This window comes from Micromonospora sp. WMMD708 (assembly GCF_049315245.1).
GTDB classification, from domain to species: domain Bacteria; phylum Actinomycetota; class Actinomycetes; order Mycobacteriales; family Micromonosporaceae; genus Micromonospora; species Micromonospora wenchangensis.
Genome location: NZ_CP186060.1, coordinates 1,592,983 through 1,619,270 on the forward strand (window position 1 = coordinate 1,592,983; position 26,288 = coordinate 1,619,270).

The window sequence follows — 26,288 nt, forward strand, 5'->3', positions numbered from 1 at the left end:
CCGAAGCTTCTCCCAGCCGTGCCGGCGAAGCTGACCGCCATGCGAGTGCGCCTGCCGGCCGTCCTGCGCCGGCCTCCCGTCGCGGTCAACGCCGCCCTGGTGCTGCTGTTGGCCGGCGGCGGCTGCTGGGCGTGGCTGGCGGTGCGCGGCGACGCGGCGGCGGACGCCCGGCCCACCGGCACCCGGACCGTCAGTGTGTCCCGGGGCACGGTGACCGCCACCGTCACCGCCGACGGCTCGGTGCGCAGCGCCTCGACGGCCAGTGCCAGCTTCGCCACCGCCGGCACCGTCACCGCCGTCCGGGTGCGGGTGGGCGACCGGGTGAAGAAGGGCCAACTGCTGGCCACCGTCGACCCGGCCGCCGCGCAACGCGACCTCGACGTGGCGACGGCGGACCTGACCGCCGCGCGGGACGCCCTGGACCGCGCCGAGGACGCCGGTTCGGACACCTCGTCGGCGCAGACCTCGGTCACCCAGGCCGAGTTGGCCGTGTCCGAGGCCGAGGCCGCGGTGACCGGCACCCGGCTGACCGCGCCGATGGCCGGTACGGTCGTCGCGGTCAACGGCACCGTGGGCAGTTCCTCCGGCGGGTCGGCCACCGGCGGCGGCTCGACCGGGCAGCAGGGTGGCAGCGGTTCGACGGGTGCCAGCGGCTCCGGGTCCACCTCCGCCAGCGGGTTCGTCGAGCTGGCCGACCTGACGAAGCTCCAGGTCAGCGCCGGTTTCGCCGAGGCGGACGCGACCCGGCTCAAGGACGGTCAGGCGGCCACCGTCACGTGGAACGCGTTGCCGGGGGCCCAGGCCGGCGGGCAGGTCGTCGCGATCGACCCGCAGGCCACCACCACCAACAACGTGGTCACCTACGGCGTCACGGTCAGCGTCGACGAGCTGCCCGCCGAGGCCAGGCCGGGGCAGACCGTACGGGTCTCGGTGGTCACCGGCACCGCCGCGGACGTCCTGACGGTCAGCTCGGCGGCGATCAGCGGCACCGGCGACCGGCGCACCGCCACCGTGCTCACCGAGACGGGGCAGGAGAGCCGGCGGGTCACCGTGGGTCTCGCCGGCGACCAGGCGTACGAGGTCACCTCGGGGCTGACCGAGGGGGAGCGGGTGGTGCTGCCGCAGAGCACCGGCACGGGCAGCACCGGCGGCGGAACCCCCGGCGGAGGCGGTCTGCCCGGCGGGGGTGGCTTCCCGGGCGGTGGCCTGCCCGGCGGGGGCGCCGGCCCCGGCGGCGGCGTCCGGGGCGGGAACGGAACCCGCTGATGACCCCGGCACCCGCCCGCCGGCCGGTCCTGGACGTCCGGATGCTGACCAAGGTGTACGGCGAGGGCCCGGCCGCCGTGCACGCCCTGCGCGGTGTCTCGCTGACCGTCGCCGCCGGTGACTACGTGGCCATCATGGGCTCCTCCGGTTCGGGCAAGTCCACCCTGATGAACATCCTCGGCTGCCTCGACGTGCCCTCCGGCGGGCAGTACCTGCTGGACGGGGTGGACGTGGGCAGCCTCGCCGACCGTCAGCTCGCCCTGGTCCGCAACCGCCTGATCGGCTTCGTCTTCCAGGCGTTCAATCTGATCCCCCGGACCAGTGCGCTGGCCAACGTCGAGCTGCCGCTGGCGTACGCCGGGGTGCGGGCCGGCCGGCGGCGGCAGCGGGCGCTCGCCGCGCTGGACGCGGTGGGGCTGGCCGATCGCGCCGACCACCAGCCCAACCAGCTCTCCGGTGGTCAGCAGCAGCGGGTCGCGGTGGCCCGGGCGCTGGTCACCGAGCCGGCCCTGGTGCTCGCCGACGAGCCGACCGGGAACCTCGACAGTACGTCCACCGAGGACATCCTGGCTGTCTTCGACCAGCTCAACGCGGCCGGGCGGACGATCGTGCTGATCACCCACGAACCGGAGGTGGGTGCCCGGGCCGGGCGGCTGATCCGGCTGCTCGACGGGCAGGTCCGCTCGGACGTCCGCCAGGGCGGGCGGCACGCGGTGCCAGGGACGGGCCGATGAGCCTCACCGAGACCGTCCGGTTCGCGCTGCGTGGCGTGGCCGCCAACAAGCTGCGCTCGGCGTTGACCATGCTCGGCATCCTGATCGGTGTCGCCGCGGTGATCCTGCTGGTCGCGGTCGGCAACGGCTCGGCCCAGGCGGTCAACGACCGGATCGAGGCGCTGGGCACCAACACGCTGACCGTCACCGGCACCAACCGGGGCGGCAGCGGCGGCGGGCTGACCCTTGAGGTCGCCGACGCGCTCGCCGACCCGGTGCTCGCGCCCGACGTATGGTCGGTCTCGCCGCTGGCCACCACGAGCACCACCCTGACCTTCGAGGGGGCCGACCACGAGGTGCCGCAGTTCGTGGGCACCCGGCCGAGCTGGTTCGCCGCATCGAACTCGCCGCTGGCCGCCGGCACGGCGTTCAGCGCCGACGACGAGGCGCAGGGCCGCCGGGTGGTGGTCCTCGGTCGGACCGTGGCCGACGAGCTGTTCGCCGGGGTGGACCCGGTGGGCCGGCAGGTGACCGCGGGCGGCGCGCTGTTCACCGTGGTCGGGGTGTTGGCGGCGAAGTCCTCGACCGGCTTCCAGGACGCCAACGACACCGCGATCGCGCCACTGCGGGCGGTACGCGAGGTGCTCACCGGGTACGGGTCGCTGAGCTCGATCCTGGTGGAGGCGGGCGATCCGGACCGCGTGTCGGCGGCGCAGGGGCAGATCGCCACCGTGCTCGCCCAGCGCCTGCCGACGTCGGCCTCGGGCAGCACCCCGTACCGGATCCAGAACGCCGCGCAGCTGTTGCAGACCCAGTCCCAGACGGCCGACACGTTCACCGTACTGCTGGGCGCGGTGGCCGCGATCAGCCTGCTGGTCGGCGGCATCGGCATCACCAACATCATGTTGGTGACGGTGACCGAACGGACCCGGGAGATCGGCATCCGCAAGGCGCTGGGCGCCCGTCGGCGTACGGTGCTGACCCAGTTCCTGGTGGAGGCGACCCTGCTGAGCCTGCTCGGTGGGGCGCTCGGGGTGGCGGCGGCCCTGATCGGCGCCCGGTTCACCATCGTCGGGGTCCACCCGGTGATCGTGCCTGGTTCGGTGTGGCTGGCCCTCGGGGTCTCGGTCGCGATCGGCCTGTTCTTCGGCGGCCTTCCGGCGGCCCGGGCGGCCCGGCTGCGCCCCATCGACGCCCTGCGATACGAGTAGGCCGACATGCGAGGAACCGACATGGACAGCAGCGACACCGTCGTCTTCGACCGGGTCGACGACCCGCCACCGGCCCCGGCGGGTGCTCCGGACCGCGAGCTGACGGCCGCGCTCGCCGCAGCGGCACCGCGCCGCTGGTGGAACCGGACCACCCTGGCGCTCGGTGTGCTGGTGCTGGTGCTGGCCGGCTTCCTGGGCGGGGTTCACGTGCAGCAGCGCTGGGGTGGTGAGGAGTCGATCACCGCCGGGTCGGGGCGGGCCGGGTTCCCCGGTGGTGTGCCCACCGCCTTCCCCGGTGCCGGCGGGCGTGGCCAGAGCGGCGCCGGGCCGGGCGGCGTAGGTCAGCCCGGCGGCGCGACCGCACCGGAGACGACCACCGGCACGGTGAAGTTGGTCGACGGCGGAACGCTCTACCTGGAAACCGCCGACGGCACCGTGATCACCGTGCGTACCACCGACTCCACCGCGGTCCGCACCGCCAGGGCCAGCAAGTTGAGCGCGCTCAAGGCCGGACAGAGCGTCACCGTGCAGGGCGACCCGGCGACCGACGGCACGGTCACCGCCACGGCGGTCACCGCCGGGGGCTGACCGCGTCGAGCCCCGCCGAGCTCGGTCGGCCACCCGGTGCGCCAGGGTGACGCCCTGCACGCTTCAACGCCGCTCTCCACCGGTTCGGCTCTGGTTGATCACCGGTTGTCCGGTTGTGTCGTACCCGATGGCTAGTGTCCGACCTGACCGACGGTGCTCGGGTGGTGACGATGGTCGTCCACCCGACGCCGCACAGCGTCAGGAGGCACGATGCTCATCGACTGCGACGGTTGCCGGGTCCGGGGCGCGGGTTGCGCCGGCTGCCTGGTGACGGCCCTGCTCGACACCGACTCGCCCGCCGCCGGCCTGGGTGCCGCCGAGCACCGGGCGATCGAGGTGCTCACCCGCTCCGGCTTCGAGGTGGAGGTGCTGGCCCACGAGACCCGTCCGGCCCGGGCGACCCGCCGCCGGGTCGCCTGACCCCGCCCCCGTCCCGCTCCGGCGGGGCCCCGGGGCGGACACCACGGCGGGGCGACGTCGGCGGGCCATAGGATGGGCGCTCACGGCGGGAGGAGCGGCGGCATGACACGGGTACGACGCCACGCCCGCAGACCCGTCCCCGGGGCGTCCCGGTGACCCCGCGCGGCTGGGCGGTGCTGACCCTGGCGGCGCTGGTGCTGGCCCTGGTCGTGGTCGGAGCCCTGCTGGTTCCGTGGAGCCGCCCCCCGGCCCCCCGCGCCGACCAGCTCGCCGCGCTGCGTGACCTGCCCGCCGACCAGGTGGCCCGGGGGCGTGCGTTGCAGGCGGCCCTGCGCCCCGGCCGCTACACCGGGCTGGCCGTCGGCCTGCTGGTGGCCCTGCTGCTCGGGCTGACCCCGCTCGGCGCGCGGCTGGTCGAGCTGGCCGGCCGGCCGTTCGGCGACCACTGGATCGCCCGCGCGGTGCTCGGCGGGATCGCCGTGGTGCTCGTCGCCGATCTGCTCACCCTCCCGTTCGCCGCCTGGCGGCAGTCGGTGCTGACCCGGTACGGGCTCGCCACCCAGGGCTGGGGCGGCTGGACGGTCGACCTGCTCAAGTCGTACGCGCTCAGCGCGGTGCTCGCCGCGACCGTGCTGCTCGGCTTCTACACCGTCACCCGGCTCGCCCCGCGCTGGTGGTGGGCGTTCGGGGCGGCCGGCGCGGCCGGGCTGGTGGTGCTGCTGTCCTTCGTGCTGCCGGTGCTGGTGGAGCCGGTGTTCAACCGGTTCACCCCGATGGAGCAGGGGCCGCTGCGCACCGAGCTGACCGCCCTGGCCGCGCGGGACGGCGTACCGGTGCGGGACGTGCTGGTCGCCGACGCCTCCCGCCGTACCCGGGCGGTCAACGCGTACGTCTCCGGTCTGGGGCCGACCCGGCGGGTGGTGGTCTACGACACCCTGCTGCGCGAGGCCACCCCGGCCGAGGTGACCAGCGTGGTGGCGCACGAGCTGGGCCACGCCAGGGACCGCGACGTCTGGACCGGCACGCTGACCGGTGCGCTCGGGGCCGCCGCCGCGGTCGTCGCGCTCTACCTGGTCGGGTCCTGGACGCCGCTGCTGCGCCGGGCCGGTGTCGACTCGATCGCCGAGCCCCGGGCGTTCGCGCTGCTGATCGCCCTGGTGACGGTCGTCGGGCTGGTCGCCGGCCCGGTGCAGGCGCTGGTGTCGCGCCGGATCGAGGCACGGGCCGACGCGCACGCCCTGGCGCTCACCGGTGACCCGGCCACCTTCGAGGCGATGCAACGCCGGCTCGCCGGGGTCAACCTGGCCGATCCCGACCCGCCCCGGGCGGAGTACCTCTGGTTCGCCTCGCACCCGTCCACGGTGGAGCGGATGGCCGCCGCCCGCGCCTACGCCCGGGAGGCCGGCCGGTGACCCGGACCCTGTTGATCACCAACGACTTCCCGCCCCGCCCCGGCGGCATCCAGTCGTTCGTGCACCACCTGGCGGTCCGCCAGCCGCCCGGCTCGGTGGTGGTCTACGCCTCCAGTTGGCGCGACACCGCCGGGTTCGACGCCGCCCAGCCCTTCCCGGTGGTCCGGGACGCCACCCGGGTGCTGCTGCCCACCCCGCGGGTCGCCCGCCGGGCCGCCCGGCTGGCCCGGGAGCACGGCTGCGACACGGTGTGGTTCGGTGCCGCCGCCCCGCTGGGCCTGCTCGCCGGTGGGCTGCGCCGCCGGGCCGGCATCCGCCGCGCGGTGGCGCTGACCCACGGACACGAGGCCGGCTGGGCGACCCTGCCGGGCGCGCGCGCCGCGCTGCGCCGGATCGGCCGGGACACCGACGTGGTCACGTACCTCGGCGACTACACCCGGGTACGGCTGGAACGTGCCCTGCGCGGCGTCACCGATCTGCACCGGCTCGCCCCCGGGGTCGACGTGGACACCTACCACCCGGGGGTGGACGGCGCACCGGTGCGGGCCCGGCTCGGGCTGGCCGACCGGCCGGTGGTGGTCTGCGTCTCCCGGCTGGTCCCGCGCAAGGGCCAGGACATGCTGATCCGGGCCCTGCCGGCGATCCGCCGCCGGGTGCCCGACGCGGCGCTGCTGGTGGTCGGGGGCGGACCCTACCGGGCGACGCTGGAGAAGCTGGCCCGGTCCACCGGCGTGGAACGTGACGTGGTGTTCACCGGCTCGGTGCCGTGGGAGGCGCTGCCCGCCCACTACGCGGCCGGTGACGTCTACGCGATGCCCTGCCGTACCCGTAACCGGGGGTTGGACGTCGAGGGGCTCGGCATCGTCTACCTGGAGGCGTCGGCGACCGGGCTGCCGGTGGTGGCCGGTGACTCCGGCGGGGCACCGGACGCGGTCCGCGAGGGCGAGACCGGGTACGTCGTGCCGGGGCGTGACGTCGCCGTGCTCGCCGACCGGGTGGCCACCCTGCTCGCCGACCGGGACCTCTCCCGGCAGCTCGGCGCGGCCGGCCGGGCCTGGGTGGAGAAGGAGTGGCGCTGGGAGACCCAGGCCCGCCGCCTGACGGACCTGCTCACCGGCACCACCGCCCCCGGCTGAACCGTCGATCACCCCGCGTGACAGGTCAGCGGATCTGTTCGAGGATACGGGCGGCGGGGGCGGGCTTGCCGAAGTGCCAGCCCTGGCCGGTGTCGCAGCCGATGGCGCGCAGCAGGTCGGCCTGGTCGGCGGTCTCCACCCCCTCGGCGGTGACGGTCAGGTCCAGCGCGTGGGCCAGCGACACCAGCGAGGCCAGGATCTGCTCGTCGTTGCGGCTGGCCGGGTCGACCTGCGGGCTGCGCAGCCTGGTCACGAACTCGCCGGCCACCTTCAGCTCGGTGACCGGCAGGTCGCGCAGGTAGACCAGGTTGCTGTAGCCGGTGCCGAAGTCGTCGATGGCGATCCGGACCCCCAGGTCGTTGAGCATCCGCAGGGCCCGGACCGGGTCCTCCCCGCCGGTGCTCATCATGGTGCTCTCGGTGATCTCCAACTGGAGCCGGTGCGGCGGCAGGCCGGTCTGCGCCAGCAGCCCGCGCACCTCCTGCACCAGGCCGGGGCGGTGGACCTGCCGGACGGCGAGGTTGACGCTGACGAACGGGGTCGGCCCGCCGCCGGCCGCCCAGCTCTCCGCCTCCCGGCACGCCTCGGCGAGCACCCAACCGCCGAGCCGGACGATCAGTCCGGTCTCCTCGGCCAGGCCGATGAAGCTGTCCGGGCCCAGCACCCCCAGCTCGGGGTGCCGCCAGCGGACCAGCGCCTCCACCCCGACCACGGTGCCGTCCCGTAGTGACGTCAGCGGCTGGTAGTCCAGGAAGAACTCGCCCCGGTCCAGGGCGGCGGGGATGGCCGCCGACAGGGCGTACCGGGCCAGCTCGGTGCGGTGCCGGGCCGGGTCGAACAGCGCCCAGCGGGCGCCGCCGGCCGCCTTGGCCCAGTGCAGGGTGCTGTCGGCGGCCCGCATCAGCTCACCCGGGCTGGTGCCGGCCACCGGCCGTTCCACGATGCCGGCGCTGGCGGTGACGGTCAGCTCGTGCCCCTCGACCAGGGCCGGCTCGGCGACCGCGGCGAGCGCCGCCTCCGCCACCTTCACCACGTCGTCGGTGCCGTCGGTGCGCTCGACGAGGATGACGAACTCGTCGCCGCCGAGGCGGGCCACCAGGTGCTCGCCGAGGGCCCGGCTCAACCGCTGCGCCACCTGCACCAGCAGGGCGTCGCCGAGCTGGTGACCGAGGGAGTCGTTGACCACCTTGAACCGGTCGAGGTCGAGAAAACACACCCCCACCCGGGCGGAACCCCGCCCCGGGGCGGTCAGGGCGGTGGCGAGCCGCTCGGTGAACAGGGTGCGGTTGGGCAGGTCGGTGAGCGGGTCGTGGGTGGCCTGGTGGCGGAAGCGGGACTCGCTGTCGCGCAGCGCCCGCTCGGCCCGGGCGCGGGCCACCATCGCCGCCCGTCGGATGGACTCCTGCTCGTCGAGGGTCCGGTCGCGCAGCGCGCGGGCGTACCCGGTGGTGATGGTGGCGAGCAGCCGGGCCAGCCGGTCGGAGATGTCGTCGCCGACCAGGCCGAGGTCGCGCAGCAGGCGGAGCTGGACGACCTCGACGGTCCGCCCCAGCCCCTCCGCCGAGGCGATGTGCGCGGCCACCAGTTCCGCGCCCACCTGGTGACCGACCCGCGGGTCGAACGGCTCGGCCCGCAGCGCGGCGGCCAGTCGTACGGTGAGCCGTTGCAGCAGTTCCTCCAGCTGGGCCTGGGTCATCGGCAGGTAGCTGGTGCCGGAGACCGCCTTGGCCCAGGCGCGGGCGAACGTACCCGGGCAGGACGCCCGGGGGCCCGCCGGCTCACCCATCGAGACGCCCGACGCCGCCGAGGAAGACGGCCTGCTCGGCGTTCTCGGCGCTCTCCGGCGTCTCGGGCCGCCACTGCGGCACCCAGACCACCCCGGGGTCGACGATCGTGAAGCCGTCGAAGAACGCGGTCAGCTCGGCCCGGCTGCGGATGCACAGCGGGCTGTCGGTACGCCGGTAGACCCGTTCCGCCTCGGCCCGCTCGGCCCCGCCCCGGGTGTCGTCGCTGGCCTGCGAGAGGACCAGGTAGCTGCCCGGGGCGAGCGCCGTACGCAACGTCCGCAGGATGTCCTCGGGATGGTCTGCGTGCGGGATGAAGTGCAGCACCGCCACGATCATCACGGCCACCGGCTGGGAAAAGTCGATCAGCCGGGTCACCTCGGGGTGCGCCAGGATCGCCTCGGGCCGGCGCAGGTCCTCCTGTACGACGGTGGCGGCGGGGTTGCCGGCGAGGATCTCCTGGCTGTGCGCGACGGCGACCGGGTCGACGTCGACGTAGACCACCCGGGCCCGCGGGTCGGCCCGCTGGGCGATCTCGTGCACGTTGCCGACGGTGGGGATGCCGGAGCCGATGTCGAGGAACTGGCGGATGCCGGAGTCGACCAGGTGCTGCACCACCCGGCGCAGGAAGGCCCGGTTGGCCTGGGCCATCAGCGGCGCGTCGGGCACCGCCTCCACCATCGCGCGGGCGGCCACCCGGTCGGCGGCGAAGTTGTGCGAGCCGCCGAGGTAGTAGTCGTACATGCGGGCGACACTGGGGCGTTCGATGTCGATGTCGTCGGGTGCCCAGTTCGGTCGCTGCATCCCCAACCCCTTTGTCGAGTACCACCGCGAACATGGCCGACCGTGCGGTTCACCCGGGTATTCTGCCCGCCCACCGCCCAGGTGCAAAGACCGCGATCAGTGCGCGACCGGTCGCTCACCGGGCGCAGTCGGACCGGTGGTGTGCCGACGGCAGGCCCGGGTCCGGGGTGGACCCGGGCCTGCCGGCCCGGCGGGGTGGACCCGCCTCAGAACTTCGGGGCGTCCGGCGCCTCGAGCAGACCCAGCCGCAGGGCGGTCATCAGCGCCTGCGCCCGGTTGGCCGCGCCCAGCTTCTCGTAGAGCTTCGAGATGTGGGTCTTGGCGGTGGACTCGCTGACGAACAGCTGCTTGGCGATGCCGGCCACGCTCATGCCGTCGGCGAGCAGCCGCAGCACCTGCCCCTCGCGGGGGGACAGCTGCGGGCCGGACGGGGCCAGCCGGCGCTTCATCGCCTCGGCCAGGTCGGCGGCGGTGAACGCGCTGGGCGAGGAGGCGGCGTGCCGGGCGGCGGCCACCACCTCGTCGGCCGGCGCGGTCTTCGGCACGAAGGCGCTCGCCCCCGCCTCCAACGCGCCGAAGAGCTGGTCGTCACCGGCATACATGGTGAGCACCACGATGCCCATCGACGCGCTGGACTTGCGCAGCGCCCGGGTGGCCTCCAGGCCGCTGCCGTCGGGAAGCCGCAGGTCCATGATCACGACGTCCGGTTGCAGCGCGCCGGCCTGGCGCACGCCCTCCGCCGCCGTGGCGGCCTCGCCGACGACCTCGAACTGACGGTCCCGCTCGAAGGCGTGCCGCAGCCCCTTGCGGATCAGATCGTGATCGTCGACAAGGAGGACCTTGGTACGGGTGGCCGGTGTCGGGCTTGTGGTCATCCTGGAATTACTCCACTTCTGCTGCTGCGCTGCCACGCACGTTATCGCGCCGGGGCGACGAACCCACCACCACCGCCACGGTCGTACCACTGGGTTGCCGAGGACTGATCTCCAACCGGCCCCGGATACGTTCCGCCCTCTCCGCCATGATCGCAAGGCCGTAGTGACCGTCGGTGCGCTGGTCACCGATGCCGTGACCGTCATCCGACACTTCAATTTGCGCGTACGGGGGGTCCACCTCGCAGGTGACCCAGAGATTCGACGCCCCGGCGTGCTTGCGGGCGTTGGTCACCGCCTCCTGGGCGATGCGCAGCAACTCGGCCTCGGTGGCGGCCGGCAGCCGGGCGGTCGACTCGTCCAGCGACAGGTGCACCCGCAGGCCCCCCGACGCGCCGACGGTGCGGGCGTACTCCGCGATCGCCGCCGCCAGACCGCCGTGCCGGTCGACCTCGCTGCGCAGCTCGAACAGGCTCAGCCGCAGCTCGGTGATCACCCGGGTCACCTCGGCGCGCAGGGTGCGCAGCGCCTCGGCGGTCTCCTTCGGGTCCTCGTCGACGTAGGCCAGCGCGTTGTCGATGCCGTAGCCGACCATCACCAGTTCCTGCGCCACCCCGTCGTGGATCTCCCGGGCCAGCCGCTGCCGCTCCTCGTTGGTGGCCAGCGACCGCACCTCGTCGAAGAGCAGCGCCGCCTCCAGGCGCAGCGCCGCCGGGCCGGTCAGCGCGGTCACCCGGGACACCACCGGCGGTGGGTAGGCGTGCGCCGCGTCCGCCTCCAGCACCACCAGGCCGACCGTACGGACCCCGGCGACCAGCGGCACGATCAGCGCCGAGACGTCCCCGCCGGAGTGCGAGCGGGCCTGCGAACGGGCCGAGGTCTGCGGCTGCTGGCTGGCCCAGGCGTCGGCGATCGCCGAGTCGGCGTCCAGCGTCGTCTCCCAGTCGACCCGGTCGACGCCGACCTGGGCGAGCACCACCAGCCGCCCGCCGCCGCTGGCCGACAGCACCGCGCCCCGGTTGCCGGGGGCGACGGTACGCAGCTCCTCCAGCAGGTGTTCGGAGATGCCGCCCGGGTCGAGGGTGGCCCCGGGCAGCTGCCGGGCGACCGTACGCAGCTGGGTCAGCAGCCGGGTCGCCTCGGCGTACGGCTGGGGCTTGCCCTCGGCCCGGACCCGCATCACCTGGTGCAGCGTGCCGGCGGCGTAGAGACCGAGCCCGGCGAGGATCAGCCACTGCGCGCAGACCGCAAGGTAACCGGCCTGGCCGAGCTGCCGCCCACCGTCGACCTCGGTGAAGGCGCCCGCCACCAGCAGGGTGGCCGCGGTGACCCCGAGCAGCACCGCGCCCTCGCGGAACTGCCGGCGCAGCGCGGTGACGGTCACCGGGACCGCCAGGTAGGGCAGCACCGCCGAGGCGCCCAGCCCGCCGACCGACGAGCCGAGGGCGGAGGAGACGGCGACCTGGCTGGCGGCCAGCCCGATCACCACCGCCTCGGCGAGCCGGCTCAGCGGGCCGATCAGCCGGTGCCCGGGGGCGAGCAGGGCGGGTGCTCCGGCGACCGCCAGCAGGGCGATCCACCAGAGCTGGGCGGGATCGCGGGTGGCGACCAGGGTCAGTACGCCGACCAGCGCGAGCATCACCGCTCGCGCGGCGGCGGCGACGGGACGCGTCTGGGGGCGGGCGGCTGTGGAGGCGGACACGTGACGGATCGTAGTCAGCCTTGGTAGATCTCCGCGATCTCGGCCGCGTACGTCTTGTGGACGACCTGCCGCTTGACCTTGAGCGAGGGGGTCAACTCACCGGTCGCCTCGGTGAAGTCGCGGGGCAGGATGCGGAACACCTTGATCGCCTCGGCCTTGGAGACGGCCAGGTTGGCGGTGTCCACCGCGCCCTGGATCTCGGCCCGCAGCGCGTCGTGCCCCACGAGCTGCGCGACCGGGGTGTCCTCGGGCAGGCCCTGCGCGGCCAGCCACTTCGGCAGCGCCTCCTCGTCGACGGTGACCAGGGCGGCGATGAACGGCTGCCGGTCGCCGACCACCAGGCACTGGCTGACCAGCGGATGCGCCCGGACCTGGTCCTCCAGCACCGCCGGGGCGACGTTCTTGCCGGCGGCCGTCACGATGATCTCCTTCTTGCGGCCGGTGATGCTCAGGAAGCCGTCGTCGTCGAGGTGCCCCAGGTCGCCGGTGCGGAACCAGCCGTCGGCGAGCGCCTCGGCGGTGGCCGCCTCGTTCTTCCAGTAGCCCTGGAAGATCAGGTCGCCGGCGATCAGGATCTCGCCGTCGTCGGCGATCCGGATCGTCACGCCGGGCAGCGGCCGGCCGACCGTGCCGATCTTCGTGCCGGTGGGCAGGTTGGCCGCGGCGGCGGGGGAGGTCTCGGTGAGGCCGTACCCCTCGCAGATGGTCACCCCGATGCCCCGGAAGAAGTGCCCGAGCCGGGCGCCGAGCGGGGCACCACCGGAGATCGCGTCCCGGCAGCGGCCGCCGAGGGCGGCCCGCAGCTTGCGGTAGACCAGCCGGTCGAAGACCGCGTGCTGGGCGCGCAGCGCGAACCCGGGACCGCCGGGGGTCTCCTGCGCCTCGCTCCAGGCGATGGCGACCTTCTCCGCCCGGTCGAAGATCGCGCCCTTGCCGTCGGCCTCGGCCTTCTGCCGGGCGCCGTTGTAGACCTTCTCGAAGACCCGCGGCACCGAGAGCACGAACGTCGGCCGGAACTCCTGGAGTTGGGCGACCAGGTCCCGGGTGTCGGCGCAGTGCGCCATCGTGGCCCGCGCCTGCACCACCCCGATCTGGATCAGCCGGGCGAAGGCGTGCGCCAGCGGCAGGAAGAGCAGGGTCGAGGCGCCCGGCCGGAACAGGTTCGGCAGCACCGGCACCGCGTTGGCGATGTCGGCGTACATGTTGCGGTGGGTCAGCACGCAGCCTTTGGGGCGGCCGGTGGTGCCGCTGGTGTAGATGATCGTGGCGACGTCGGCGGCGCGGACCGAGGTGCGGCGGCGCTCGATCTCCTCCGGGTCGACCGAGGTGCCGGCGGCGACGATCTCGTCGACCCCGCCCAGCTCGATCTGCCAGACGTCGCGCAGCTCGGGCAGCCGGTCGCGGACCCCGGCGACCAGGGTGGCGTGGCTGTTGGTCTCCACCACCACCGCGACCGCGCCGGAGTCGGCGAGGATCCAGGCGGCCTGCTCGGCGCTGGAGGTCTCGTAGATCGGTACGGTGACCGCGCCGGCGGCCCAGATGGCGTAGTCGAGCAGGGTCCACTCGTAGCGGGTGCGGCTCATCAGGGCGACCCGGTCACCGGGGGAGACCCCCGCGCCGGCCAGTCCCCGGGCCACCGCGACCACCTCGTCGCGGAACTGCCGGCAGGTGACGTCGGCCCCCGCGCGGCCCTCGACGGCGGGCCGGACGAACTGCACCGCGTCCGGCGCGGCCTCGGCGTTGTCCCAGACCGGGTCGGTCAGGTTTGCCGCGTCGCCGATGGTGACGATCGGCGGGACGGAGAACTCGCGCACCTGCACTCCCTCGTGCTCGCACTGGCCGGGCCGACCCCGGGTCGGCATGGTCGAAACCTACCCGGCCGGCCGGGCGGACGCCCCAGCCAGGTTGCCCGGCCACCGGCCCGGCCCCTGCCCGGGGGGTGGAGCGGGGCATCCGTCGGACGCGCCGGGTAGCCTCCCCCCATGGCGGACTCCTCCACCCAGTCGATCGTCATCGGCGCGTCACCGGACCGGGTCGCGGCGGTCGTGTGCGACTTCGCGCGCTACCCCGAGTGGACCGAGGCGGTGCGCCGGGCCGAGGTCGTCGAGGAGTACGAGGACGGCTACGCCAGCCAGGTCAGGTTCACCATCGACGCCGGGGTGATGGCCGACGAGTACGTGCTGGCCTACGAGTACGCCGAGGACCTGTCCCGCATCGAATGGCACCTGGTTTCGCCCTCGACGATGCAGAAGTCCCAGCGTGGCTCGTACGACCTGGTCGGCAACCCGGACGGCACCTGCACGGTGACCTACACGCTGGAGGTCGAGTTGTCGGTGGGCATGCTCGGCATGTTTCGCCGCAAGGCCGAGAAAATGATCATGGATACGGCGTTGAAGCAGCTCAAGCGCCGGGTAGAAGCAACCGGTGCGGCGTAGCGACGCGACGGCCGGCGACACGACGGAGGAGCCGACCATGGGCGCAGCGGAACCGGGCTCGGCCCGGGAGGAAGCGGAACGGCTGGTCGCCACGCTGCTCGCGACGGCCCGGCTGGCCTCCGCCGGCACCGGGTCGGCGTCGGGGCCGTGGGGTCCGCTCGGTGGGATCGTCTCGGGTGTCCTCGGTCACAGTGCCGGCCCGTCCCGTTCCGCCGGCGGCAGCCACCGCGCGGAGGGTTTCGCCACCGGATCGGCCGAGTGCTGCGTCTGTCCGATCTGCCGGGCGGTCGCCGCCCTGCGTGATCCCAGTCCCGAATTCGCCGAGCGGCTCGCCACCGGCGCGGGGGATCTGGCGGCCGGCGTCGCCAGCCTGATGCGCGCGTTCGCCCCGCCCGGAGCCGGGGAAGCACCCCCCGGGGACGGCGGTGACGCCGCCGCGCCGACCGGCCCGTCCGATTCCGGAGCCGATCATGTGTGGCGCGAGGCCACCCGCACCGGGCATGATTCTGCGTCGGCGCCGGAGCGGGACGTCTGGTCCGCCGCCACCCGGGCGGAGGACGCGGTCGAACCGGCCGCCGCCGCACCGCCCGTCGACGACGCCGGGCCGGCCGCGCCGGCCCAGCAGGTCCGGCCCGCGGCCGACGGTCCCGTGGTGCCCGCCTCGCGCGCGCCGGCCGGCGCGGACGGGGACGCACCAGGCGACGGGACCTGACCACCGGACATCCCGGCAGCGTACGGCCGGTTTCGGCCGATGTCGGGCAGCACAGCAGAGGGGAGTGGCCGCGGTGACGCTGACCATCGGAGTCGACGTCGGTGGCACGAAGGTGGCCGGCGGTGTCGTGGACGACACCGGCAGGGTGCTCGTGCAGGCCCGGCGGGACACCCCCGCGGACGACGTCGGCAAGACCCGCGACGTCATCATCGAACTGGTCACCCAGCTCGCCACCGGCCACCAGGTCGACGCGGTGGGGATCGGCGCGGCCGGCTGGATCGACGCGTCCCGCTCCACCGTGCTGTTCGCCCCCAACCTGGCCTGGCGCGACGAACCGCTGCGCGACTACGTCAGCGCCGCCACCGGCCTCCCGGTGATCGTCGAGAACGACGGCAACGTGGCGGCCTGGGCCGAGTTCCGGCACGGCGCGGCCCGCGACGCCGACGACTCCATGGTCATGTTCACCATCGGCACCGGTGTCGGCGGCGGCATCGTCCTCGGCGGCGAGCTGGTCCGCGGCGCCCACGGCATCGCCGCCGAGCTGGGGCACATGCTCACCGTCCCCGACGGCCACCAGTGCGGCTGCGGCCGGCTCGGCTGCATCGAGCAGTACGCCAGCGGCAGCGCCCTGGTCCGGTTCGCCCGCGCCGGGGCCCGGCAGGAACCGCAGCGCGCCACCGCCCTGCTGGAGCTGGCCGGCGGTGAGGCCGAGGCGATCACCGGCCCGATGGTCACCACCGCCGCCCAGGCCGGCGACCCGATCTCGGCCGAGGCGTTCGCCCAGATCGGCCGCTGGCTCGGCACCAGCCTCGCCGACATGGCGCAGATCCTCGACCCGCAGGTGCTGGTGGTCGGCGGCGGCGTGGTCGACGCCGGTGACCTGCTGCTCGGCCCGACCCGGCGGTCCTTCGCCGACGCCCTGGCCCAGCGCAGCCGGCTCCCGGTGGCCGAGGTTCGCCCCGCCGAGCTGGGCAACAGCGCCGGTGTCATCGGCGCCGCCGACCTGGCCCGCCGCCGATGAGCGCCGCGCCGACGCCTCCGCGCCCGGACGCCCCCGCGCCCGCCGACACCGGCGCCGCCCGCGCCGACACCGATGCCGGGACCGCCGCCGCGCCGCCGGCACCGGCCCCGACGGGACCGGCCGGGACCGGCCCGGCCGCCGCCGGCCGGGTGCCGCTGCGGGTGGTGTCGTACAACATCCACAGCCAGCGCGACGACACGGCGGCACTGGCCAGCGTGGTCCGCGAGGCCGCCCCCGACGTGGTGATCGTGCAGGAGGCGCCGCGCCGGTTCCGGTGGCGGCAGAAGTCCGCCGCGCTGGCCGACTCGTTCGGCCTGGTGGTGGCCGCCGGTGGGCTGCCGTCGCTGGGCAACCTGCTGCTGACCAGCCTGCGGGTCCGGGTGACCGGGACGCACTGCCAGCGGTTCCCGCTGACCCCGGGCCGGCACCTGCGCGGCGCGGCGTACGCCCGCTGCCAGGTCGGCGGGGCCCGGTTCCTGCTGGCCGGCTCGCACCTGTCCACCGATCCGGCCGAGCGGCCCGGCCAGGCGGCGCTGCTGCGGCGGGAGCTGTCCGCGAGCGACCTGCCGGTGGTCTTCGGGGCCGACCTCAACGAGGGCCCGGACGGCCCGGCCTGGGGCACCGTGGCGGCCGGCCTGACCGACGCCGCGATCGCCGCCGACGCGGCCGACCGGCACACCTACTCGTGCACCAACCCGCGCAGCCGCATCGACGCCCTCTTCGTCGACCCCCGGGTCGAGGTGGTCGGCTACGACGTGGTGGACACCCCGACCACCCGCCGGGCCAGCGACCACTTCCCGGTGCTGGTCGACCTGCTGCTGCCGGTCACCGGCTGACCGGGCGGCAGCGTCCCCGGGCCGGCCGTCGCGGCCGCCCGGGGACCGTCCCGCGACGCGTCGCGACACCTTCGCGAGCCGGGCTGGACAACGGGTCGGGGGCCCGGAAGGATGCCGGTCGAACCGGCGTACCTGGCCGCACATAAGGAGATTCCCGGTGTCCCCCTCCACCGAGCACGGCCGGCCCGAACCGGAGCCCACGACGCTCCCTGCGAACCGGGACGGCCGCCCGGTCTCCGACCGCGGCGACACGGTCTGCGTGATCGGGGCCGGGGCCAGCGGCCTCACCGCCGTCAAGAACCTCACCGAGCACGGCTTCGGCGTCGACTGCTACGAACGCGAGACCGGCGTCGGCGGCGGCTGGAACTGGCGGCACGACCGCAGCCCGGTGTACGCCAGCACCCACCTCATCTCGTCGCGGCCGTTCACCCAGTTCCCCGACTTCCCGATGCCGGACTCCTGGCCGGACTACCCGCACCACAGCCAGCTGCTGTCCTACTTCGAGCGGTACGCCGACCACTTCGACCTGCGCCGGCACATCTGGTTCGGCACCGAGGTGGTACGGGTGGAACCCGTCGACGGCGACCGGTGGGACGTCACCACCCGCAGCACCGGTGGGTACGGCCCGGAACGCACCTCCCGGTACGCCGCCGTGCTGGTCGCCAACGGGCACAACTGGTCGCCGAAGCTGCCCCGCTACGAGGGGCTGGAGGAGTTCCGGGGCGAGGTCATGCACGCCTCGTCCTACAAGGACCCCGCCCAGCTGCGCGGCAAGCGGGTGCTGGTGGTCGGGGCCGGCAACACCGGCTGCGACCTGGCCGTCGAGGCGGCCCAGCAGGCGTCCCGCTGCTGGCACTCCACCCGCCGCGGCTACTGGTACGCCCCGAAGTACGTCCTCGGCCGCCCCGCCGACCAGGTCAACGACGCGCTGCTGGCGCTGCGGGTGCCGCTGCGGCTGCGGCAGTGGCTCTACCACTGGACGCTGCGGTTGACCGTCGGCGACCTGACCCGGTTCGGGCTGCCGAAACCGGACCACCGGGTCTACGAGACGCACCCGATCGCCAACAGCCAACTGGTCTACTACGTCGGCCACGGCGAGATCACCCCCGTGCCGGAGCTGGCCCGGTTCCATCCCGGCGGGGTGACCCTCACCGACGGCCGGGAGATCGACCCGGAGCTGGTCGTCTTCGCCACCGGCTACCTGCCCCGCTTCGAGTTCCTCGACCCGGGTGTCCTCGGCGACGCCGACGGCTCGGGCCGTCCCCGGCTGTGGCTGCACGCGTTCCCGCCGGGCCACCCGACGCTGGCGGTGGCCGGGCTGTTGCAGCCCGACTCGGGGCTGTTCACCCTGGCGCACTGGCAGAGCGTGCTCTTCGCCAGGTCGCTGCTGTTGCGCCGGGAGCAGCCGCAGCGCGCCGCCGCGTTCGCCTCCCGGGCGGTGTCCGGCGCGGGGGAGCGGTACGCGGGGAAGGTCAAGGACAGCAGCCGGCACTGGTTCGAGGTGGGCCACGTCGACTACCTGCGCGCGGTGCAGCGCGCCCTCGACGAGCTGGAGGGCAAGTGACCGGCACGACCGATCAACGGGTCCGGATCATGCGGGGCCGGGAGTGGGCCCACCCGGTCCGTCCGGCCCGCCGCGAGGTGCTCGGCGTCGACCCGGAGCTGGAGGAGGGACGTCCGCCGCTGCTGTTCGTCCCCGGGTTCGGGCACGGGGCGTGGGCGTTCGCCGAACACTGGCTGGAGCACGCCGCGTCGCGCGGTTTCCCCGCGTACGCGATGAGCCTGCGCGGGCACGGCGGCAGCGAACCGGCGCCGGGGGCGACGCTGCGGGCGTACACCCACGACGTGGTCCAGGTGGCGGCGGGGCTGCCCCGGCAGGCGGTGCTGGTGGGGCACGGCGCGGGCGCCCTGGTGGTGACGCACGCGTTGGCGCGGTACCCGGCCCGGGCGGCGGTGCTGGTCGCACCGGTGCTCGGCGGCGTGGCCACGGCCGGCACGGCGTTGCGGGCCAACCCGCTCGGCACGCTGCCGGCCCTGTTCGGTGGCGCGCTGCGGCTGCACCGCCGGCAACTGTTCAGCCGGGAGCTGCCCGAGGCGGACGCGCGCCGGCACCTGGCCCGGCTGGGTCGGGCCGGTTGGCGGGCGCAGTGGCAGCTGCTCGCCGGCCGGCCGGCGGAGCCGGCGGTGGGTAGCCCGCCGGTGCTGGTGCTGGGCAGCCCGGACGACCGGGTCGTCCCGCCGGCCGCGCTGACCCGGGCGGCCCGCCGCTACGGCGCGGCTCCGCTGCTCTTCCCCGGCATGGGGCACGACCTGATGCTCGACACCCGCTGGCAGGAGCCGCTGGACGCGCTCCTGGACTGGCTGGTCAAGGAGCCGGGCCGCAGCTGACCGCCTGTCGCACGGGCCGGGCGGACGTCGGCCTGTGCGACAGGCGACGTCCGCCCTGGCCCGGCTGTCGGCCCGGGGACCGGGTGCGGTCAGCCGCTGCTGCTGAGCCGGGTGAGCAACGAGCCGGTGTCGTCCAGGGCGCTGAGGTAGGAGCGCGCCCAGGCCCGGATGTCGTGCCGGTGCAGGTGGTGGCGCATCGCCCGCATCCGGTCGCCGAGCTCGGTGGGCCCGGCCCGCAGCGCCGACAACAGCCCCTGCTTGAGCCCCTCCAGGTCGTGCGGATTCACCAGGTACGCCCGGTCCAGCTCGGCAGCCGCCCCGGCGAACTCGCTGAGCAGCAACGCGCCGGTGTCGTCGACCCGGGCGGCCACGTACTCCTTGGCGACCAGGTTCATCCCGTCGCGCAGCGGGGTGACCGCCATGACGTCGGCGACCCGGTAGAGCGCCGCGAGTTCGGCCCGGTCGAAGGGCTGGGTGAGGTAGTGGATGGCCGGTTCGCCGACCCGGCCGAACTCGCCGTTGATCCGGCCCACCTCGCGTTCGATCCGCTCACGCAGGATCTGGTACTGGCCGACGCGTTCCCGGCTCGGCATGGCGACCTGCACCAGCACGGTGTCCCGGACCTTGACGTCACCGCTGGCCAGCAGCTCGCTGTAGGCCTTCAGCCGCTGCTCGATGCCCTTGGTGTAGTCCATCCGGTCCAGGCTGAGGACGACCCGCTCCGGGTCGCCCAGGTCGTGCCGGAGCCGGCGGGCCCGCGCGGTGACGTCCGGCCGGGCGGCCAGCGCCGCCATCTCGGCGGTGTCGATCGAGACGGGGTACGCCCCGATCCGCACCACCCGGTCCTGCACGCCGATCCGCCGGTCGGTGGCCGGCAGACCGAGGACCTTGGTGGCGAGCTGGGCGAAGTTGTGCGCCGCCTGGGCCCGCTGGAACCCGATCAGGTCGGCGCCGAGCATTCCGCGCAGCAGTTCGGCCCGGCGGGGAAGCTGCATGAACAGCTCCGGCGGCGGGAACGGCACGTGCAGGAAGAAGCCGATCCGCAGGTCGGGTCGCAGCTCGCGGAGCAGGCCGGGGACCAGTTGCAGGTGGTAGTCCTGCACCCAGACCACCGCGCCCGGTTCGGCCACCTCGGCGGTCGCCTCGGCGAACCGCTGGTTGACCCGCTGGTACGCCTCCCACCAGCGGCGGTGGTACTCGGGCTGCTCCACCGCGTCGTGGTAGAGCGGCCAGAGCGTCGCGTTGGCGAAGCCCTCGTAGTGGTCGCGCAGGTCGTCGGCGCTGAGCGGGACGGTCCGCATGTGCACGCCGTCCACGTCGGGCAGCACGGGCGCGGGGCCGGTGCCACCGGCCCAGCCGACCCAGGTGGCCGGGGTCTGCCGGAGCAGGGGGTGCAGGGCGCTGACCAGCCCGCCGGGGCTGCGCCGCCACTCACAGGCGCCGTCGGGCGCCACGCTGTCGTCGATGGGGAGCCGGTTGGCCACCACCACCAGTGAACTCTGTCGCATCTCGGGCATTCCGATCGGCAGGGGACCGACCACGCGAGCAAGGAACAACCGGGCAGTCGGCGGGGGAAGTGACCTACAGCGGTATTCCTACTGACCGTAAGTTACACCACTGTTACGCCTGGCGTGAGGGCTGCGGTGTCCCGGGATGCGGGCGGGTGGACGGATGGTGTCGCAGGGTCAGACGACCGCGCCGTCGTCGGGGTCGTGATCGTCCTCGTCGCCGGGACGCAGCCGCCAGATCAGCGTGATGAACCCGGCGAGGATGCCGGTGAAGCCGAGCAGGGTGACCACCGAGGCGTCCACCGGCAGTAACGACGGGTTGAGGAAGAGCACGAAACCGAGCACGATCCCCAGCACCCCGACCACCGCGTACTTCGAGATCCGGGGCAGCGGTGGAGGCGGCGGCGGGGTGTAGCCCTCCTCCGGGTCGTCCGGCAGGTCGGCCCCGAAGGTGTCCAGGCCGTCCAGCAGCGACGGCTCGTCCTGCTGCCGGCCCCGGGGGGTCACCGAGATGCCGGAGATGTCGGCCGCGTACGGCAACCGGCGTACGTCGGTGGCGGTCGGCCCCGTCGGCTCGTCCGCCCTGGTCGGCGGGCCACCGGCGCGGGCGGGATCGGCCCCGTCGTCGTCGATGTCCTCGGAGGCCGGCCAGGGATGGCTACCGGCGGCGGGCGCGGTGTGGAAGGCGGCGACGAGACGTTCCCACTCGGCGTCAACGTCCGGCTCGGCGCGGGCCGGCTCCGGCGTCGCCTCGTCGGCGAGCTGGGTGAGATAGTCGCGGGCGGTGGTCAGGTGCGAACGGTCCACGTAGAGCCGGTCGACCGGCCGGGACGGCACGGTGGTGGTCCGGGTGATCGGGTTCAGGTCGGCGGAGGGCTGGAGGTAGGCGGCGATCCCGCCTGCGGCGAGCACGTCGAGCAGGTGCTCACCGACGCGCGGGTCGACGTCGCCCGCGACGGCGTACTCGCTCGCGTCGAGCCCGTTGTCCCGCCGTCCCCGGCGGGCGCCACCCGCTGACACCGGACATCCTCCTCCGCGCACCTGCCGGTGCGGTCGTGTCGGCGCCCCGTACGCCGTGCCCTGAATCGTGACACGTCGGCACCCGGTTCCGGGAGTGCGTTGTGGCGCGCCGCTCGTGGTTCGTCGGCTCCGCCGTCGGCGGGCGGGCCCGACGGCAGCCCTCCGGGTGGCCTGCCCACCGCCCCCGCGACCTGCCCGGACGGCCCTGGCCCGGGGTCGCCGGCGGTGGGCGGGACGGGTATCCGGTGCCGTACCGGCTGGTAGTGCCGCTGATCGGCGGTCCGTCGCATCCGGCGGGCGTACCGGCTCCGGTGCGCGGGGCGCCGGAGCTGCCCGCCGAGGGGCCGGTGCCCCGGGGTGGCGGCCGGCCCGGTCGCCACCGCCCGCCGCGTACCCGCCCCTCACGCGCAAGAAGTCACATTCCATACAAAACCGGAATACCTCCCCCGAACCCCGCCCGGCCGGACGCCCCGCCCGGCCGGGCGACCTGTCGCGGCCGTGACCGCTCCGGGGCCGTCGATCGTGGGTGATCGACTCTTGTGGGCCTGAACAGCGCTTTCGGGCCGCCCGGACACCGCATCGTCGGCCCAGGTGAGTCGATCATCGACCCCGGTCAGCTCCGGTCGAGCGTCGCCCGGGTGGCCAGCCGGAGCAGACCGGGCATCCCGTTGCGGTCGGCGAATTCGCGGACCCGGTCGAGGGTGGCCGCTGCCTGCGCGGGATCGGCCACGGTCAGGGCCGGCACCGACAGCACCGTGGTGAGCATCTGGTCGGTGGTGTCGGGCATCCGGGCGTAGCGCTCCGCAGCCGCCGCGAACAGCCGGGCGGCCCGCCGGGCGTCCCCGTCGCCGAGGGCCAGGGTGGCGTCGACGGCCTGCCCGGCCGCCTCCACCCAGGGGGTCGTCCGGGGCGACCGTGCGAGCATGTCGTGCACCAGCCGGGCGGCGTCCGGGCCGAGCACCGCGGCGACGTGTCCCACCACCGGCACCCACTCGGCGAACGGGATCACCCGGGTCCGGCTCCAGTCCTCGTCCAGCTCCACCAGCAGCCGCATCGCCTCCTCCCGGCGGCCCCGGACCGCCCGGCAGAGCGCCGCATGCGCCAGCGTCGACTGCAACACCCGGTGGAAACCACTGCGCCGCGCGGCGACCAGCGCCTGGGCCACCAGATCGTGACCCGCCGCGCCGTCGGCGGCACCCGCGCCGTCGGCGGCACCCGCGCCGTCGGCGGCACCCGCGCCGTCGGCGGCACCCGCGCCGTCGGCGGCACCCGCGCCGTCGGCGGCACCCGCGCCGTCGGCGGCACCCGCGCCGTCGGCGGCACCCGCGCCGTCGGCGGCACCCGCGCCGGTCGCGCCCGGGTCCGTCACGCCCGGTGCCGTGGTGCCCGGTGCGGTTACGCCTGGGTCCGACCTGTCCGGCGGCGGCTCGCCCGGGTCCGGCCCGTCCGGCGGCGGCTCGCCCGGGTCCGGCCCGTCCGGCGGCGGCTCGCCCGGGTCCGACCTGTCCGGCGGCGGGGCGGAGTGGGCGCGCAGGGCCCGCATCCAGCCGGAGACCGCCACGATGTGCAGGTCCCACTCGGCGGTCGGCAGCCGGGTCGACTCGGTGCCCAGCTCCAGCGCCGCCACCCAGTCGCCGGCGTAGTACGCCCGCGCCCACTTGTCGGCGAAGCTGGTCGCCAGGCTGTGCCCGCCACCCGGGTCGAGCGAACGTCCCTCGTCGACCAGCCGGGCCGACCGGGCCAGGTCACCCTCCTCCTGCGCCGCCCAGGCGAGGTTGTGCACCGCCCGGCGTCGGCTGACCAGCCGGTCCACCCGGCACTGCTCGGCCACCTCGGTCAGTTCCGCGTACGCCTGCTCCTCGCCGGCCATGTAGCGGGCCACCGCCAGGGTGATCCGGGCGTTGGCCCGTACCTCGGGCAGCCGCAGCCGCTCGGCCAGCTCGGCCGCCGCGGAGGCCGCCACGCAGGCCGGCTCGGTCTCGGCGTTGAGCATCCGGACCCGGGCCAGTTCCAGCAGCGCCTCCGCCTTCTCCTCGGACTCCGGTAGTTCGGCGTAGATCGCGTTGGCCCGGTGCAGGCAGCGCAGCGTCTCGGACCGGTCGGCCCGGCTCCAGGCGGCGGTGGCGAGCAGGGTCCAGGCGCGGGCCGCGCCGGACCGGTCCCCGACGGCGGCCAGCCGTTCGGTGAGCCCGGTCAACGCCTCGGTGCCCCCGTCGACCAGGAACGCATCCCCGTCCCGGAACAGGGCCAGTTGGGCGGCGAACAGTTCCAGCCCCGGGTCGGGGGCCCCGCCGACCTGCAGCGCCCGGCCGACCAGCGTGGCCGCGTTGTCCAGCGCGTGCAGCTCGTACGCCCGCCGGGCGGCCCGGTGCAGCGCGGTGCGGGCCGCCACCGCGTGCGGCATGGTGTCGAGCCCGATCGTCCGGGCGATCTCGTGGGCGGTCCAGCGGTGGTTGGCCAGCACCTCGGCCAGGTCCTGCTGCCCGGCCTGGGTGAGCTGGGCCAGCCAGTCGGCGGTGCGCTGGTGGCGCAGCACCCGTTCGGCCCGGGGCAGCCGCTGGTAGCACACGTCGCGGACCAGGATGTGCCGGAAACGGTACTCCGGCTGACCGGCCATCGTGGAGGTGGGCAGCTCGAAGACCATGTCCCGGCGCTGCAACCGGTCCAGCGCCCGCTCCACCCACTCGACCGTCCGGCCGAGGGCGGCGGCCACGGGCGCGGGCCAGAACTGGACCCCGACCACGGCGGCGGCCTGGAGCACCGCCCGGTCGGCCGGGTCGAGCAGGTCGAGCCGGTTGGCGATGACCGCCTGGACGGTACGCGGCATGTCGGTGGTGCCGGCCGGACCGAAGGCGGCACTGGGCTCCAGCAGCCCGCCGTCCATCAGCATCCGGGCGTACTCCTGGGCGTAGAGCGGGTTGCCGTCGGCGAACTCGATCAGCGGCGCCCGCGACGTGGCCGGCAGGGTGGCCTGGCCGAGCAGCAGGGAGTAGAGGGTGTCGATGTCGGCGTCGTGCATCGGCGGCACCGAGATGGACATCGCGCCGCTGATCGTGCCCGTCCAGGCCGGCTGCCGCTCCCGCAGCTCGGGCCGCGCGGTCGCCACCACCAGCAGCGGTACGCCCCGGGCCGCCGCCCCGAGCTGCTCGACGAAGGTGAGCATCGCCTGGTCGGCCCAGTGCATGTCCTCGAAGACCAGCACCGTCGGGCCCCGCCCGGCGAGGGTGAGCAGGAACCGTCGCCAGGCGGCCTCGGTCTCACCCGGGTTGAGTCGTTCACCGGTCATCCCCAGCAGCGGCCCGAGCGCGCCGGCCAACCGCATCGCGTGCGGGTCGTCGAGCTGACGCAACCGGTCGCGGAGCCGGTCCCGCAGCGGTTCCGGGTCGTCGGTGTCCGGCGCGCCCAACCACCCCTTGACGATGTCCGCCAGCGCGGCGTAGGTGACGTTCTCGCCGAACGGCGGGCACTGCCCGACCAGCCAGGTGACCCGGTGGCCGGGCAGGTTGGCGGCGTGCCGGGACAGTTCCCGCAGCAGCCGGCTCTTGCCCACCCCGGCCGGCCCGAAGACGGTCACCAACTGCGAGGTGCGTTCGGTGACCGTCCGGTGCAGGGCGCTGACCAGCAGGCCGCGTTCGTGTTCCCGGTCGACCATCGGGGTCAGCTCGGCGGCCTGCGGGTCGGTGCGGGGCCGGGCCCGTACGGCGAGCCAGATCCGGCTCACCGTGGAACGTCCGCGCAGGGTGACCGGCGGCCGGTCGACGTACTCCAGCTCGTGTCGGGTGGCCGACCAGGTGCTCTCGTCGACGACCACCCCGCCGGTGGGGGCCAGCGCCTGCAACCGGGAGGCGGTGTTCACCACGTCGCCGGTGACGAACGCCTGACCGCCGTCGCGGGTGGCGGAGAGGTCGACCAGCGCCTCACCGGTGGCCACACCGACCCGGAAACCCAGCGGCGGGTGCGGGCCGGCGGCCTGCCGGGCCAGGTTCCGTTGCAGCTCCAACCCGGCCCGTACGCAACGCAGCGCGTCGTTGTCCGTGGCGACCGGGGCGCCGAACAGCGCCATCACCGCGTCGCCGATGTACTTCTCCACCACCCCGCCGTACTGGTGGACCAGCTTGCGGACGGTGGCGAAGTACGCCTGCTGGAGGCTGCGCGCCTGCTCCGGATCGGCCCGTTCGGCGTACGTGGTGAAGTCGACGATGTCGATGAACAGCACGCTGACCTGGCGGCGGTCCTCCTGCACGGTGACCGCGTGGTCGCGCAGCGGCTGCCCGCAGCTGGTACAGAAGTTGGCCTCGGGGCTGTTGCCGTGCCCGCAGGAGGCACAGTTGAGCGTCAGCGCCTGTCCGCAGCCGCCGCAGAAGCGGTCGTCCGGTCCCGCCGCCCGTGAGCAGTGTCCACACTTGAGGTCGATGACGAACTCCGTACGTGAGGAGATCCCATTATCGCGCCGCGGAGGG

21 protein-coding genes are annotated in these 26,288 nt (G+C 74.7%); 13 read left to right on the forward strand and 8 right to left on the reverse strand.

Annotated elements, in window-relative coordinates:
* Positions 1-39: 39 nt before the first annotated feature.
* The 7 genes from ACN260_RS07345 to ACN260_RS07375 all read left to right on the forward strand — a co-directional run bounded on the left by ACN260_RS07345 (position 40) and on the right by ACN260_RS07375 (position 6,746).
* On the forward strand, positions 40-1,266 hold the full coding sequence (locus tag ACN260_RS07345; RefSeq protein ID WP_422755263.1) for an efflux RND transporter periplasmic adaptor subunit: 1,227 nt from the start codon (positions 40-42) through the stop codon (positions 1,264-1,266).
* Positions 1,266-2,000 carry an ABC transporter ATP-binding protein gene (locus ACN260_RS07350; protein ID WP_422755264.1) on the forward strand — a complete coding sequence of 245 codons (735 nt, stop codon included), beginning with the start codon at positions 1,266-1,268 and terminating at the stop codon, positions 1,998-2,000. The genes ACN260_RS07345 and ACN260_RS07350 overlap by 1 nt, the downstream gene beginning before the upstream one ends.
* On the forward strand, positions 1,997-3,190 hold the full coding sequence (locus tag ACN260_RS07355; RefSeq protein ID WP_422755265.1) for an ABC transporter permease: 1,194 nt from the start codon (positions 1,997-1,999) through the stop codon (positions 3,188-3,190). Before ACN260_RS07350 ends, ACN260_RS07355 begins: the two co-directional genes overlap by 4 nt.
* 21 nt (positions 3,191-3,211) lie before the next feature.
* Positions 3,212-3,778, forward strand: a complete 567-nt coding sequence (locus ACN260_RS07360; protein WP_422755266.1) for a hypothetical protein — start codon at positions 3,212-3,214, stop codon at positions 3,776-3,778.
* A gap of 210 nt (positions 3,779-3,988) precedes the next feature.
* Entirely contained in the window at positions 3,989-4,198 is a 210-nt protein-coding gene (locus ACN260_RS07365; protein WP_422755267.1) for a hypothetical protein, read from the forward strand.
* A gap of 152 nt (positions 4,199-4,350) precedes the next feature.
* The gene (locus ACN260_RS07370; protein ID WP_357759692.1) at positions 4,351-5,610 is read left to right on the forward strand and encodes a M48 family metallopeptidase; all 1,260 of its coding nucleotides are present in this window, start codon (positions 4,351-4,353) and stop codon (positions 5,608-5,610) included.
* Entirely contained in the window at positions 5,607-6,746 is a 1,140-nt protein-coding gene (locus ACN260_RS07375; RefSeq protein WP_422755268.1) for a glycosyltransferase family 4 protein, read from the forward strand. The genes ACN260_RS07370 and ACN260_RS07375 overlap by 4 nt, the downstream gene beginning before the upstream one ends.
* 25 nt (positions 6,747-6,771) lie before the next feature.
* Here ACN260_RS07375 and ACN260_RS07380 read toward each other — a convergent pair whose 3' ends face one another.
* The 5 genes from ACN260_RS07380 to ACN260_RS07400 all read right to left on the reverse strand — a co-directional run bounded on the left by ACN260_RS07380 (position 6,772) and on the right by ACN260_RS07400 (position 13,722).
* Entirely contained in the window at positions 6,772-8,532 is a 1,761-nt protein-coding gene (locus ACN260_RS07380) for a putative bifunctional diguanylate cyclase/phosphodiesterase (protein ID WP_422755269.1), read from the reverse strand.
* On the reverse strand, positions 8,525-9,334 hold the full coding sequence (locus ACN260_RS07385) for an SAM-dependent methyltransferase (protein ID WP_422755270.1): 810 nt from the start codon (positions 9,332-9,334) through the stop codon (positions 8,525-8,527). Before ACN260_RS07385 ends, ACN260_RS07380 begins: the two co-directional genes overlap by 8 nt.
* 206 nt (positions 9,335-9,540) lie before the next feature.
* Positions 9,541-10,209, reverse strand: a complete 669-nt coding sequence (locus tag ACN260_RS07390) for a response regulator transcription factor (RefSeq protein ID WP_007072219.1) — start codon at positions 10,207-10,209, stop codon at positions 9,541-9,543.
* 7 nt (positions 10,210-10,216) lie between these two features.
* A complete protein-coding gene (locus tag ACN260_RS07395) occupies positions 10,217-11,908 on the reverse strand; it encodes a GAF domain-containing sensor histidine kinase (protein WP_422755271.1) in 1,692 nt (563 codons plus the stop codon).
* Between the two features lie 14 nt (positions 11,909-11,922).
* Positions 11,923-13,722, reverse strand: coding sequence for an AMP-dependent synthetase/ligase (locus ACN260_RS07400; RefSeq protein WP_422755272.1), 1,800 nt, complete (start codon positions 13,720-13,722; stop codon positions 11,923-11,925).
* Between the two features lie 168 nt (positions 13,723-13,890).
* Between ACN260_RS07400 and ACN260_RS07405 the strand changes: the two genes are divergently transcribed.
* The 6 genes from ACN260_RS07405 (at position 13,891) to ACN260_RS07430 (ending at position 19,300) form a co-directional block, all read left to right on the forward strand.
* Entirely contained in the window at positions 13,891-14,343 is a 453-nt protein-coding gene (locus tag ACN260_RS07405; protein ID WP_422755273.1) for an SRPBCC family protein, read from the forward strand.
* A gap of 37 nt (positions 14,344-14,380) precedes the next feature.
* Positions 14,381-15,055: a hypothetical protein gene (locus ACN260_RS07410; protein WP_422755274.1), complete on the forward strand. Its 675-nt coding sequence runs from the start codon at positions 14,381-14,383 to the stop codon at positions 15,053-15,055.
* Between the two features lie 73 nt (positions 15,056-15,128).
* Positions 15,129-16,076, forward strand: a complete 948-nt coding sequence (locus tag ACN260_RS07415; RefSeq protein ID WP_204927818.1) for an ROK family glucokinase — start codon at positions 15,129-15,131, stop codon at positions 16,074-16,076.
* Between the two features lie 149 nt (positions 16,077-16,225).
* Positions 16,226-16,912, forward strand: a complete 687-nt coding sequence (locus tag ACN260_RS07420) for an endonuclease/exonuclease/phosphatase family protein (RefSeq protein ID WP_422756646.1) — start codon at positions 16,226-16,228, stop codon at positions 16,910-16,912.
* Positions 16,913-17,069: 157 nt separating this feature from the next.
* Positions 17,070-18,476, forward strand: coding sequence for a flavin-containing monooxygenase (locus ACN260_RS07425; protein WP_422755275.1), 1,407 nt, complete (start codon positions 17,070-17,072; stop codon positions 18,474-18,476).
* Between the two features lie 29 nt (positions 18,477-18,505).
* Positions 18,506-19,300, forward strand: coding sequence for an alpha/beta hydrolase (locus ACN260_RS07430; protein WP_422756647.1), 795 nt, complete (start codon positions 18,506-18,508; stop codon positions 19,298-19,300).
* Positions 19,301-19,389: 89 nt separating this feature from the next.
* On the opposite strand, the gene ACN260_RS07435 is transcribed toward ACN260_RS07430, so the two are convergent.
* From ACN260_RS07435 to ACN260_RS07445, 3 genes are all read right to left on the reverse strand, one after another.
* Positions 19,390-20,808 (reverse strand): alpha,alpha-trehalose-phosphate synthase (UDP-forming), encoded by a 1,419-nt coding sequence (locus ACN260_RS07435; protein WP_422755276.1) that lies wholly within the window; start codon positions 20,806-20,808, stop codon positions 19,390-19,392.
* Between the two features lie 177 nt (positions 20,809-20,985).
* Entirely contained in the window at positions 20,986-21,828 is an 843-nt protein-coding gene (locus ACN260_RS07440; RefSeq protein WP_422755277.1) for a DUF308 domain-containing protein, read from the reverse strand.
* Positions 21,829-22,441: 613 nt separating this feature from the next.
* A complete protein-coding gene (locus ACN260_RS07445) occupies positions 22,442-26,266 on the reverse strand; it encodes an AAA family ATPase (RefSeq protein WP_422756648.1) in 3,825 nt (1,274 codons plus the stop codon).
* Positions 26,267-26,288 lie beyond the last annotated feature (22 nt).